This window comes from Variovorax sp. M-6, assembly GCF_052114385.1.
Lineage (GTDB): Bacteria > Pseudomonadota > Gammaproteobacteria > Burkholderiales > Burkholderiaceae_C > Variovorax.
Window position 1 is genome coordinate 275,710 of the sequence record NZ_JBFREQ010000004.1, and the last position, 12,724, is coordinate 288,433.

Sequence of the window (12,724 nt, forward strand, 5' to 3'; positions counted from 1 at the left end):
ACGGAATCCGGCATCATCGCGGAATGGAAAACATCCCTCCCCGCCCGCTCGCGATCATCAAGGTCGGCGAAACCTTCGACGCCCTGCGCGAACAGCGCGGCGACTTCGAGCACTGGATGGCGGCCGGCCTCGGCGACACCCGGTTGCCGGTGGTGGTGCTCGACCCGCGCCGCGGCGACCAGCTGCCCTCGCCGACCGAGATCTCGGGCGCCATCGTGACCGGCTCGCATGCGATGGTCTCGCACCGCGAGCCCTGGAGCGAGGCCACGGGCGCCTGGCTCGCGCAACTGGTCGCCCACGGCACGCCGACGCTGGGCATCTGTTTCGGCCACCAGTTGCTGGCCGATGCGCTGGGCGGCGAAGCCGGCGATCACCCGGGCGGCCTCGAGATCGGCACGGTCGAGGTCGAGCTCCGGCCCGAAGCCGCCGCCGACGCGCTGATGCACGACCTGCCGGCCCGCTTCGAGGCCCACGTCGTACATCGGCAAAGCGCGCTGCGGCTGCCCGAGGGCGCCGTCCGGCTCGCGGGCAATGCCTTCGAGCCGACCCAGGCCTTCCGGGTCGGCGAGAACGCCTGGGGCCTGCAGTTCCACCCCGAGTTCGACGCCGAGATCATGCGCGGCTACGTCGACCATCTGGCTGATGCGCTGCGCGCCGAGGGCAGCGACCCGGCGGCGCTGCGCGAACGCGTGGCCGCCACCGCGGCGGCGGCGCAGCTGCTCGGCCGCTTCGCCCGGATCGCCGAAGAACACGACGCCTTGGCGACAGCGCCCCCGGGTTAGCACGCATCGCAGTCCAGGGCCCGCAACATGTAATCGACGGCTCGTTTCCACTCCGAAGCCTCGATACATGAATGCCATGACAAGCCCGCGCCGCGCCCCGGGCGCCTCCAGCGCCGTTGCCCTCGCGCTCGCCGCCCTGCTCGCCGGTTGCGCCAGCACGCCGGCCCCCGGCACGCGCAGCGTGACGATCGAACGCACGACCTACGGCATCGCCCACATCACCGCGCCCGACTACGAAGGCGTCGCCTACGGCGTGGGCTACGCCCATGCGCAGGACAACGTCTGCCAGACCGCCGAGCACCTGCTGACCGTGCGCGGCGAGCGCTCGCAATTCCTCGGCGCCGAAGGCACGGGCGAGCTCGGCCTGGGCCGCGCGCCGAATGCGCAGATCGACCTGTTCATCCGCGCGCACATGGACGACGCCGCGCTCGCGCGCGCCGCCGCCGATCTCAAGCCCGACGTGCGCGCCTCGCTGCGCGGCTATGTCGCCGGCTACAACCGCTATCTGCAGGACGCCGGTCCGAACGGCCTGCCCGAGGCCTGCCGCGGCAAGCCCTGGGTGCGGCCGATGACGCAGGCCGACCTGGCGCGCACCACCGAGATGTCGATGATCCAGGGCGGCATCGGCGCGCTGGCCGGCGCGGTGCTCGCTGCGGCGCCGCCCGCGCCGGGAACCAAGACCTCGGCCGCCCCGGTCGACCTGCCGCAGGCCGTGGCGGAAATCTCGCGCCACAGCTTCAACGCCAACCCCGAGGGCGGCGAGTTCGGCTCCAACGGCTGGGCCTTCGGCCGCAACGCCACGCCCGACGGCCGCGGGCTGCTGCTCGGCAATCCGCACTTCCCGTGGACCGGCACCAACCGCTTCTGGGAACTGCACCTCACGATCCCGGGCAAGCTCGACGTGATGGGCGCGACCGGCGGCCTGAGCCCGGTGGTGTCGATCGGCTTCAACAAGGACGTGGCCTGGACCCACACCGTCTCGACCGGCAAGCGCTTCACGCTCTATGAGCTGAAGCTCGACCCGGCCGACCCGACCGTCTACCTCGTGGATGGCCAGCCGCGCAAGATGACCGCCAGGACCATCGTGCTTCCGGCCGCTTCCGCCAAGGCCGGCACGCCGCCGGCGCAGAAGACCTTCTATTCCACCGAGTGGGGTCCGGTGATCTCGATGCCGCGCGCCGGCCTCGACTGGAGCGCCACCAAGGCCTATGCGATCCGCGACGTCAACACCCTCAACACGCGCTCGGCCCAGAGCTGGATGCAGATGGCGCTGGCCCGCAACGTGGCCGAGCTGCGCGCCGCGATGGGCAACCAGGGCATTCCGTGGATCAACACCCTCGCGGCCGACCGCGAGGGCAATGCGATGTACGCCGACCTGTCCGTGGTGCCCGACGTGTCGGCCGAGCTGCTCAAGTCCTGCGCACCCTCGCCGGCCGCCGCCGCGCTGCTCGCCGCGGCCGGCCTGCCGGTGCTCGACGGCTCGCGTTCGGCCTGCGCCTGGACGCGCGACAGCGCCGCCGCGATGCCCGGCGCGATCCCGCCGGCGCGCATGCCGGTGATCGTGACGCCGGACTGGGTGCAGAACAGCAACGACAGCTTCTGGCTCAGCAACCCGCGGATCGCGCCGCCGGCCGGCATCTCGCCGCTGGTCGGCTTCACCGGCACGACGCAGCGGCTGCGCACCCGCAGCGGCATCATGGAAATCGAGGGCCGGCTGGCCGGCAGCGACGGCCTTCCGGGCAACAGGATGGGCGGCGCCGAGCTGCGCAGCGTGATCTTCCGCGACAAGAACCTGGCCGGCATGCTGGTGATGGACGACCTCGCCGCGGCCTGCAGCGCCAACGCCGCGGCGCTGGCGCCGGACCAGGCGCAGGGCTGCCGCGTGCTGGCATCCTGGGATCGCACCAGCAACAGCGCGTCGAAGGGCGCACCGCTGTTCCGCGAGTTCTGGCGCAAGGCCAAGGAGGTGCCGAAGGTCTGGCGCGTGCCCTTCGATCCGGCCCGTCCGGTGGTCACGCCGGCCGGCCTCGACATGGCCACGCCGGCCACGCGCGACGCCGTCTTCAAGGCGCTCGGCGACGCGGTCGGCATCGTGCGCGTCGCCGGCTTCGCGGCCGACGTGCCGCTGGCCGAAGTGCAGACGCGCATGGTGCGCGGCCAGAAGGTCACGATCCCCGGCGGCGACGAGTTCGAAGGCGTGCTCAACAAGGTGGAGAGCCAGGGTCAGGCCGCCATCGACCCGAAGGGCTACAACATCAACTACGGCAGCAGCTACATCCAGACCGTGGGCTTCGACGAGCGCGGCCCGGTGGCGCAGGGCCTGCTGACCTATGGCCAGAGCAGCGACCCGGCCTCGCCGCATTCCTACGACCAGCTGCCGCTGTTCTCGGCCAAGAAATGGCATCCGCTGCCCTTCCACCGCGCCGACATCGAGGCGCAGCGCGTGGGCGCGCCGCTGCAGCTGGCCTACTGAATCAGCCGGGGCTGCCGAGGATCCGGGACATCCGCTTCCCGGTGTCGATCACCAGGATCGAAAACTCGGCCGCATGCCGCTCCATGCGCGGCGTCAGGCCGGCGAAGCCCACGGCCGCGACGACCTGGCCGTCTTCCCCGAACACCGGCGCCGCGATGCCGGTGGCGCCATCCACCGATCCGCTGCTGCTGACGAAGCCTGCCGCACGGATCGACTTGGCGGCCTCCAGCAGGGCCTTCCGGGTGACCAGCGTCGTGGGCGTGACGGGCGTCAGCTCCGTCGCAGCGAGGTACTTCTTCTGCTGCTCCGGCGAGGCGTAGGCAAAGAGGATCAATCCGATCGCCGTCGAATAGAGCGGTCTTTGCGCGCCCACGTTGGCGCTGAAACGCAGCCAGGTCGTGGCCTCGATGACATCGGCGTACACGAAATGGGTCCCGTCGCGTGCCGGCACGCCGAGCATCGTGGTTTCTCCGCAGGCCTGCTGCAGGCGCTGGAGTTCCTGGCGCACGTTGCCCGGGAAGCCGTCGTTGCGCCGGATCGCCGCAGCCAGATTGAAGGCCTCCTGGCCGAGACGATGGTGTCCGTTCTCGGAGATCACGTAGCCGCCGGCTTCGAGCGAGCGCAGCAGGCTGAACAGGCTGGTCTTGGGAAGGCCCAGCCTTTCGCTCAGCCTCGCCAGCGAGAGGCCTCCATTGCTCGACGCGAGCTCCGCAACGATCTGCATCACCCGCAATGGCGCGCGAGGCGGCGACGCCCGGTCGTCCGGAGAGGGTTGGAGCGGATCACTGGATGGCATGGCGACGGTCAGGAAAGCGCGAACGTGCGCTGGGTGTTTCGATAGCTTGTTCGGCCCGGGAGCTTCTGGCGGACCGGTCCGGAAATGGTACCTGCGTCGATTTCTTCATCGTGGATGTTGACAGTGTTTTGTCGTGCTCATATTATTCTTATATCGGATTATACGTTCTTATATAAGAACAACAAGATCCCAAAGAAACAAGAAGCTGGAGACAAGACACCGTGGAAGAAGCCGTCGAATTCGCGATCGAAGACTCGGTCGCCGTGATCACGATCAATCGCCCGCAGCGGCTCAACGCGTTGTCGCAGGAAGTGCGCGATGGCTTGCGCAACGCATGGCACCGGTTCGAGAACGACGACTCGCTGAAGGTGGCCATCCTGACCGGCGCGGGGGACCGCGCCTTCTGCGCCGGCATGGACCTGAAGGAAGCCAGCGCCACCGCCCTGCGCATTCCCCCCCGGGGCTTCGTGCCGACGCTGGGCGACGACACGCACGTGAGCAAGCCGACGATTGCGGCGGTGAATGGCCTGGCGCTGGCCGGCGGTTGGCTCTTGGCCCAGATGTGCGATCTCTGCGTCGCCGCCGACGACGCGGTGTTCGCCATCACCGAAGCCAAGGTCGGCCGCGGCACGCCCTGGGCGGCGCCGCTGGTCCACATGCTGCCCCAGCGGATCTGCATGGAGTTGCTGCTGACCGGCGATTCGATCGGCGCGCATCGGCTGCACGAACTCGGCTACGTCAACCGCGTCGTGCCGCGGGCCGGCCTGCTCGACGAGGCACGTGCACTGGCGCAGCGCATCGCCGCCAACGCCCCGCTCACCGTGAAGTCCTGCCGCGCCCTCGTCTACCAATCCACCGAAATGGGGCGCTCCGCGGCGCTGCGCGTGGGCGACCGGCTCTTCGAACGCGTCTACCTCAGCGAAGACGCACAGGAAGGTCCCCGGGCCTTTGCCGAGAAGCGTGCGCCGCGGTGGCGTGGCGTCTGAGCGTTCCCTCCGTCTGAAAGAACCACAATGAATCAAGGTATTGTCCGCATCGGCTGCGGCGCGGGCTTCTGGGGCGACACGCCCGAAGGGCCACGGCAACTGATCCAGTCCGGCCAGATCGAGTACCTGGTGCTCGACTATCTGGCCGAGATCACGATGTCGATCCTCGCCCGGGTGCGCGAGCGCAACACCGAACTGGGCTACGCCACCGATTTCGTCACGCACGTCATCGGCCCCTTCGCGCAGGACATCGCGGCCCGAGGCATCAAGGTCGTGGCCAACGCGGGCGGCGTCAACCCGCTGGCGTGCAAGGCGGCGATCGAACGGGAACTCGGCGCCCGCGGCGTGTCGCTCAAGGTGGCCGCGGTGCTGGGCGACGACCTGATGCCGCAACTCGACGCCTTGCGCACGCAAGGCGTCAGGGAGATGGGCACCGGCGCCTCCCTGCCGGCCAAGCCGCTGTCGGCCAATGCGTACCTGGGTGCATTTCCGATCGCGGCGGCGCTGGCGGCCGGTGCCGACATCGTGGTCACGGGCCGATGCGTCGACAGCGCCATTGCGCTCGGCCCCCTGATCCACGAGTTCGGCTGGACGGCCGACCAATGGGACCTGCTGGCGGCCGGGTCGCTCGTGGGTCACGTGGTGGAATGCGGCCCCCAGTGCACCGGCGGCTTCTTCACCGACTGGGAAGAAGCGAAGGACGGCTGGTCCGACATCGGTTTTCCGATTGCCGAATGCCGCGCCGATGGCAGCTTCGTCGTCACCAAGCCCGAAGGCACCGGCGGCATGGTGACCGTCGCCACGGTGGCGGAGCAAGTGCTCTACGAAGTAGGCGATCCGGCGCACTATGTGCTGCCCGATGTCGTGTGCGACCTCTCCCAGGTCACGCTCAGGCAACTGGGCCGCGACCGCGTCGAAGTCCGCAACGCCCGGGGCCTTGCGCCCACCTCGACCTACAAGGTCAGCGCCACCTGGGTCGACGGCTACCGCTGCCTGGCCACGCTGCTCGTCAAGGGCGTCGACGCCGCGCCCAAGGCGCGCGCCGTGGCCAACGCAATCCTCGAACGCACCGGCAGGATCCTGGCCCGCGACGGCCTGGGCCCCTACACCGAAAGCTCGGTGGAACTGCTCGGCGCCGAGGACACCTACGGCCCGCACGCGCGCATGCAGGCCACGCGCGAAGTCGTGCTGAAGATCGCCGTGCGGCATCCGCAAGCCAAGGCATTGGAGGTCTTCGCGCGCGAGATATTCCCCACCTCGACCAGCACCGTGCAAGGGATCGCCGGCGTCTCGGGCGGCCGGCCCAAGGTGCAGCCCGTCGTTCGCCTGTTCTCGTTCCTGCTGCCCAAGGCCGATGCACCGGTCCACATGGAGATCGACGGCCAGCGGCATGCCGTGGCGATCGCGCACGGCGCGCCGGCGGTCGACACGATGCCGGCGCGCGCCACCTCGTCGTCACCGCACGAAGACGCGGCATCGTCTTCCCGCGGGCCGGTCAAGCGGGTCCCGTTGCTCGCCCTGGCCTGGGCGCGCAGCGGCGACAAGGGCGACATCTCGAACATCGCCGTGCTGGCTCGGCGCCCCGAGTTCGTGGCGGTGCTGCGCGAGCAACTGACGACCGAGCGGGTCCGCCAGGCCCTCGGGCATCTGGTGCGGGGCCGCGTCGAGCGCTTCGAATGCCCGGGCCTCAACGGCTTCAACTTCCTGTTGCATGAAGCCCTTGGCGGCGGCGGCACCGCCTCGCTGCGCTACGACCCGCAAGGCAAGGGACATGCCCAGATGCTGCTGGACCAGGACATCGACGTCCCGGCACACTGGCTGCAGGAAGAAGGAGCCGCCGCATGAGCGCGCACCCTGCGTCGGCGGCCCAGCCCCTGCGCGGCATGCGCATCATCGATCTGACCGCGGTGCTCATGGGGCCCTACGCCACCCAGCTGCTGGGCGACATGGGCGCCGACGTGGTCAAGGTCGAGGCGCCGGAGGGCGACATGGTGCGGCTGATCGGCCCGGCACGGAACGCCGGCATGGGCCCGGTGTTCCTGAACACCAACCGCAGCAAGCGCAGCATCGTGCTCGACCTCAAGACGGAAGACGGCAAGGCCGCATTGCTTCGCCTGGTGGCCGACGCCGACATCTTCGTCTACAACGTGCGGCCCCAGGCGATGGCGCGGCTCGGTCTCGCGTACGAAGAACTGGCCCGGATCAACCCGCGCATCATCTACGTCGGCGTCTTCGGCTACGGCCAGGACGGCCCCTATGCCGCCCGCCCCGCCTACGACGACCTGATGCAGGGGGCCTCCACGCTGGCGGCCATGTTCGCGCGCAGCACCGGCGGGCCGCCCCAGTACGTGCCGGCCGCGATCGCCGACCGCATCACCGGATTGGTCGCGGCGACCACCATCCTTGGCGCGGTCGTCGAGCGCCAGGCCAGCGGCATGGGGCAGCGCATCGACGTTCCCATGTTCGAGACCATGGTCAACTTCATCCTGTCGGACCACCTCGCGGGCCTGAGCTTCGATCCCCCGCTGGACGCCGGAGGCTACGCGCGCCTGCTGTCGCGCGGACGGCGGCCGTACCGCACGCGCGACGGCTACGTCTGCGCGCTCATCTACACCGACAAGCAGTGGCGCAGCCTGTTTCGCCTGCTCGGCCGCGAGACCGAGTTCGACGAGGACCCGCGCTTCAGGAGCCTGTCGACGCGCACGGAGCACATCGACGCCATCTACGCGGAAGTCGAACGTATCCTGGCGACCCGGACCACGGCCGAATGGCTCGATGTCCTCGGCAAGGTGGACATCCCGTCGATGCCGGTGCACGACCTCGAAAGCATCTTCGACGACGAGCACCTGCGCGCGACCGGGCACTTCGGCACCGAGGAACATCCTTCGGAGGGACGGCTGCGCACCCTGCGCCACGGCAGCACCTGGTCCCGCACGCAGCCCCGCGCCACGCGCCATGCGCCGCTGCAGGGCGAACACACCCTCGAGATCCTTCGCGAAGCGGGCTACAGCGACGCGCAGATCGACGCCATGATCGCCAGCGGCAGCGCCGGCACCACTCCCTCGAAAGCAAGCGCATGAACTTCAGCTACACGGACGAGCAGGAGGCAATTCGAGATGCGGTGCGCCAGGCCTGCACCGCATTCCCCGAAGCGTACTGGCTGCAGAAGGACGACAGCGGTGACTTCCCGCACGACTTCTATGCCGCGATGGCGAAGGACGGCTGGCTCGGCCTGGCCATCCCGGAAGAATACGGCGGCTCCGGCCTGGGCGTCACCGAAGCGGCCCTGATGATGCAGACCGTGGCTGAGTCCGGCGCCTGCATGACGGGCTGCGCCACCTTCCACATCAACGTCTTCGGGCTCAACCCGGTCGTCGTGTTCGGCAACGCCGAGCAGAAGCAGCGCATGCTGCCGCCGATGGTGCGCGGCGAGGTGAAGAGCTGTTTCGGCGTCACGGAGCCGAACACCGGCCTCAACACGACACAGCTGAAGACGCGCGCCGTCCGCCGCGGCGACCGCTACGTGGTGCATGGACAGAAAGTGTGGATCTCGACCGCACAGGTGGCTGACAAGATCCTGCTGCTGGCCCGCACGACGCCGCTGGAAGACGTGAAGTCGCACAGCGACGGCCTGTCGCTGTTCTACACCGACCTCGACCGCAGCAAGGTCGACGTTCGCCTGATCGAGAAGATGGGCCGCAAGGCGGTCGACTCGAACGAGCTGTTCATCGACGGCCTCGAGATACCGGTCGAAGACCGGATCGGCGAGGAAGGCCGCGGCTTCAAGTACATCATGCACGGCATGAATCCCGAGCGGGTTCTGCTGGCCGCCGAAGCGATCGGCATCGGCCGCGCCGCGTTGCGCAAGGCCACCGACTACGCCAACGAGCGCGTGGTGTTCGACCGCCCGATCGGCAAGAACCAGGGCATCCAGCATCCGCTCGCGCAGAACTGGATGGAACTCGAAGCCGCCAACCTGATGGCCATGAAGGCGGCCTGGCTCTACGACCACGGCCGCGACTGCGGCGCCGAAGCCAACGCGGCCAAGTACCTCGGCGCAGAGGCCGGCTTCCATGCCTGCGAGCGCGCGATCCTCACCCACGGCGGCTTCGGCTATGCCAGGGAGTATCACGTCGAGCGCTATCTGCGCGAAGTGATGATCGCCCGCATCGCGCCGGTGAGCCGGGAGCTGATCCTCTCGTACATCGCCGAGCGGGTGCTGGGGCTGCCGAAGTCCTACTAGCCGAGCCGTTCCTTTTTTCCATCCACTTGCCATGCACCCCGACCACGACTATTCCCAGTTTCTCGACGAAGGCCGATTCATGATCCAGCGCTGCCTGGACAGCGGCCGTCACCTGTTCTATCCCCGTGTGGCCGAACCGGGCAGCGGCTCGACGCGGCTCGAATGGGTCGAGCCCTCGGGGCTGGGCGTCGTCTATTCGGTGACCGTGATCCACGTGAAGCCGCCGGCCGCCCCCTACAACGTGGTGCTCGTCGACCTGGACGAAGGGCCCCGGATGATGAGCCGCGTGGACGGCATCCCCGCCCAGGACGTTCGCATCGGCCTGCGGGTGCGAGCGCAGGTGATCCGCGAGGCCGACGGGCCGCTGGTGGTCTTCGAGCCGGCCACCGAAGCGCAACCATGAACCGGCCCTCCTTTCCCCGCGGCCAGGCGGCCATCGTCAGTGCGGCAACCCACGCCATCGGCGAGGCGCCGGGCTTCAGCTCGATGGAGCTGGCTGCCCAGGCCAGCGTCAAGGCGCTGTCGGCGGTGGGGCTGAGCCCCGCCCAGGTGGACGGACTGTTCGTCTGCCTGCCCACCGACTTTCTCTCCGGGCTCGGCCTGGCGGAGTACCTGGGCATCCGGCCCAGGCTGACCAACAACAACCGTGTCGGCGGCTCCTCGTTCCAGACCTATGTGATGTGGGCCGCTCTGGCGCTCGCCACCCGGCAGTGCGACGTGGCGCTGATCGCCTACGGCAGCAACCAGCGCAGCGCCGCCGGCAAGCTGGTGCGTTCGTTGATGCCCTCCCCCTACGAGGCGCCGTACAAGGCCCTGGTCCCGGCCTCCGCCTATGCGCTCGCGGCGGCGCGGCACATGCACGAGTTCGGCACCACGCGCGAACAGCTGGCCGAGGTGGCGGTGAGCGCGCGCGGCTGGGCGCAGCTCAATCCCGAGGCCTTCCTGCGCGAGCCGCTGACGATCGAGCAGTGCCTCGCCGCGCGCATGGTGTCGCACCCGCTCAGCGTGCGCGACTGCTGCCTGGTGACCGACGGCGCCGCCGCCATCGTCATGACGCGCGCCGAACGCGCGCCGGACCTGGCCGACAGGCCGGCCTACGTGCTGGCCGCCGCCGAGGCCACGCACCACCGGCAGATCTCCGCCACCACGGACCTCACCGTGACGGCCGCGGCCGAGTCCGGCGCGCGGGCCTACGCCCAGGCCGGCGTGACGCCCGCCGACATCGATGTGGTGGAGCTCTACGACGCCTTCACCATCAACACCATCCTGTTCCTGGAAGACCTGGGCTTCTGCCCGAAGGGCGAAGGCGGCCGCTTCGTCCAGGGAGGCCGCATCGCGCCGGGCGGCTCGCTGGCGGTCAACACCAATGGCGGCGGGCTGTCCTGCGTGCATCCGGGCATGTACGGGCTGTTCACGCTCGCCGAGGCCACCCAGCAACTGATGGGGACCTGCGGCGAGCGGCAGGTCCAGGGCGCGCAGCTGGCGCTGGCCCACGGCAACGGCGGCGAGCTGTCGAGCCAGTCCACCGTGATCCTCGGCAGCGCGGCAACGCTGGACTGAGCGCACCGAACGCAACAACCCACAAGAAGGAGACGAAGCAGTGAGCGACATGATGAAAGACAAGGTGGTGGTGGTCACCGGTGCCGGCGGCGGCATCGGTCGCGCCATCGCGCTGGCGATGGCCGCCGAGGGCGCCCGGGTCGTGGTCAACGACATCGGCACCGGCCTGACCGGCGAGGGCCGCGACGCGAGTGCCGCGCAGGCGGTGGCGGACACCATCGTCGCGGCGGGCGGATCCGCGATCGCCAATGGCGACAGCGTGGCCGACGCGGCCTCGGCGCAGCGTATCGTGGCGTCGGCGGTGGATGCGTTCGGCCGCATCGACTGCGTGGTCAACAACGCGGGCATCCTGCGCGACCGGATCTTCCACAACATGAGCACGGCCGACTGGGACGCCGTCATCCAGGTCCATCTCTATGGCGCCTTCCACATGAGCAAGGCGGCGGCGCCGCATTTCAAGGAGCAGGACTGCGGCAACCTGATCCACATGACCTCCACCTCCGGCCTGGTCGGCAACATGGGCCAGGCCAACTACTCGGCCGCCAAGCTGGGGATCGTGGCGCTGTCGAAGTCGATCGCCCTCGACATGGCCCGCTTCAAGGTCCGCTCCAACTGCATCTCGCCCTTCGCGTGGAGCCGGATGACCAGCTCGGTGCCGACCGATACGCCCGAAAAAGCCGCCCGCGTCGAACGCAACAAGCAGATGACCCCGGAGAAGATCGCTCCGCTGGCGGTGTTCCTGGCCAGCGACGAGGCACAGGACATCAACGCCCAGGTCTTCGCCGTGCGCAACAACGAGATCTTCCTCATGAGCCAGCCGCGGCCCCTGCGCTCCACGCATCGCAGCGAAGGCTGGACGCCCCGCACGGTGGCCGAGCACGCGATGCCCGCGCTGCGCGCATCGCTGGTGCCGATGGACCGCTCCAGCGACGTGTTCGCCTGGGACCCGGTATGAGCGAGCTGGCGGCGCCGGCGAAGCTCGATGCGGCACGCCTGAAGGCCTGGCCCATTCCCGGGGTCGAACAGCGCTATGCAGAAAAGGACACCCTGTTGTATGCGCTGGGACTGGGCCTGGGTGCAGAGGTCGTCGACGCCGGCAAGCTGCCCTTCCTCCATGAACGCGGGCTCAAGGTCATGCCCACGCTGGCGCTGATGCTGGGCTACCCGGGCCCATGGATGAACGATCCGGCGACGGGCATCGACTTCCTGCGCCTGGTCCACGGCGAACAGCGGCTGCGCCTGCATCGCCCATTGCCGCCCGCCGGCACGGTGTGCAGCCGCAGCCGCGTCACGCACCTGGTCGACAAGGGTGCGGACAAGGGCGCGGTCATGGTCGTCGAGCGGACACTGACGCTGCAGGACCCCGCGGCAGGCAACCCCTTGCTGGCCAGCATGCAGCAGGTGCTGTTCCTGCGCGGCAACGGCGGCTTCTCGGCCTCGGGATCTGCCAGCGATGCGGCCTTGCCGCCATTGCCTGCAGCGCCGCAAACGCCGCCCACCCATGTCGTCGATGTCAGGACGCCGCCCAACCTGGCGCTGATCTACCGCCTGTCGGGCGACATGAACCCCTTGCATGCCGATCCCGAGGTGGCCCGGCGCGCCGGCTTCGAACGGCCGCTGCTGCACGGGCTGGCGACCTTCGGCATCGCGGCCCATGCCGTCATCGAGGCCTGCTGCGGTGTCGAGCCGGCCAGGCTGCACGCGATCGACGCCCGCTTCACCGCGCCGGTCTTTCCGGGCGAGGCGCTGCGCATCGCGCTGTGGGCCTGCGGCCCGCAAGTCCAGTTCCGCGTCTCGGTGCCCGAGCGCGGCGTGATCGCCCTCGACCACGGCGTGGCGCGGATCGAGGCCTGAAACCCGGAACCCATCCGAGACAACGACACC

The 12,724-nt window shown here is 69.4% G+C and carries 11 protein-coding genes; 10 read left to right on the top strand and 1 reads right to left on the bottom strand.

Annotated features, from left to right (window positions below):
- The first annotated feature begins 23 nt into the window (after positions 1-23).
- Together AB4Z46_RS07160 and AB4Z46_RS07165 are read left to right on the top strand one after the other, a co-directional pair.
- A complete protein-coding gene (locus tag AB4Z46_RS07160) occupies positions 24-782 on the top strand; it encodes a glutamine amidotransferase (RefSeq protein ID WP_442282782.1) in 759 nt (252 codons plus the stop codon).
- Between the two features lie 76 nt (positions 783-858).
- Positions 859-3,255, top strand: coding sequence for an acylase (locus AB4Z46_RS07165; protein ID WP_442282783.1), 2,397 nt, complete (start codon positions 859-861; stop codon positions 3,253-3,255).
- Position 3,256: 1 nt separating this feature from the next.
- Here AB4Z46_RS07165 and AB4Z46_RS07170 read toward each other — a convergent pair whose 3' ends face one another.
- The gene (locus tag AB4Z46_RS07170) at positions 3,257-3,979 is read right to left on the bottom strand and encodes an IclR family transcriptional regulator (RefSeq protein ID WP_442282784.1); all 723 of its coding nucleotides are present in this window, start codon (positions 3,977-3,979) and stop codon (positions 3,257-3,259) included.
- Between the two features lie 293 nt (positions 3,980-4,272).
- Here AB4Z46_RS07170 and AB4Z46_RS07175 point away from each other — a divergent pair, with 293 nt between their 5' ends.
- Genes AB4Z46_RS07175 through AB4Z46_RS07210 form a run of 8 tightly spaced genes read left to right on the top strand, consistent with a single transcriptional unit; the run spans position 4,273 to position 12,694 of the window.
- A complete protein-coding gene (locus AB4Z46_RS07175; protein ID WP_442282785.1) occupies positions 4,273-5,037 on the top strand; it encodes an enoyl-CoA hydratase/isomerase family protein in 765 nt (254 codons plus the stop codon).
- Between the two features lie 27 nt (positions 5,038-5,064).
- Positions 5,065-6,882 carry an acyclic terpene utilization AtuA family protein gene (locus tag AB4Z46_RS07180; protein WP_442282786.1) on the top strand — a complete coding sequence of 606 codons (1,818 nt, stop codon included), beginning with the start codon at positions 5,065-5,067 and terminating at the stop codon, positions 6,880-6,882.
- Positions 6,879-8,117 carry a CaiB/BaiF CoA transferase family protein gene (locus tag AB4Z46_RS07185; protein WP_442282787.1) on the top strand — a complete coding sequence of 413 codons (1,239 nt, stop codon included), beginning with the start codon at positions 6,879-6,881 and terminating at the stop codon, positions 8,115-8,117. Before AB4Z46_RS07180 ends, AB4Z46_RS07185 begins: the two co-directional genes overlap by 4 nt.
- Complete coding sequence (locus AB4Z46_RS07190; protein ID WP_442282788.1) at positions 8,114-9,280, top strand: acyl-CoA dehydrogenase family protein; 1,167 nt, start codon at positions 8,114-8,116, stop codon at positions 9,278-9,280. Before AB4Z46_RS07185 ends, AB4Z46_RS07190 begins: the two co-directional genes overlap by 4 nt.
- Before the next feature lie 31 nt (positions 9,281-9,311).
- On the top strand, positions 9,312-9,683 hold the full coding sequence (locus AB4Z46_RS07195; RefSeq protein WP_442282789.1) for a Zn-ribbon domain-containing OB-fold protein: 372 nt from the start codon (positions 9,312-9,314) through the stop codon (positions 9,681-9,683).
- On the top strand, positions 9,680-10,840 hold the full coding sequence (locus tag AB4Z46_RS07200; RefSeq protein ID WP_442282790.1) for a thiolase: 1,161 nt from the start codon (positions 9,680-9,682) through the stop codon (positions 10,838-10,840). Before AB4Z46_RS07195 ends, AB4Z46_RS07200 begins: the two co-directional genes overlap by 4 nt.
- A gap of 49 nt (positions 10,841-10,889) precedes the next feature.
- Complete coding sequence (locus AB4Z46_RS07205; RefSeq protein ID WP_442282791.1) at positions 10,890-11,795, top strand: SDR family oxidoreductase; 906 nt, start codon at positions 10,890-10,892, stop codon at positions 11,793-11,795.
- A complete protein-coding gene (locus AB4Z46_RS07210; RefSeq protein WP_442282792.1) occupies positions 11,792-12,694 on the top strand; it encodes a MaoC/PaaZ C-terminal domain-containing protein in 903 nt (300 codons plus the stop codon). The genes AB4Z46_RS07205 and AB4Z46_RS07210 overlap by 4 nt, the downstream gene beginning before the upstream one ends.
- Positions 12,695-12,724: the final 30 nt, after the last annotated feature.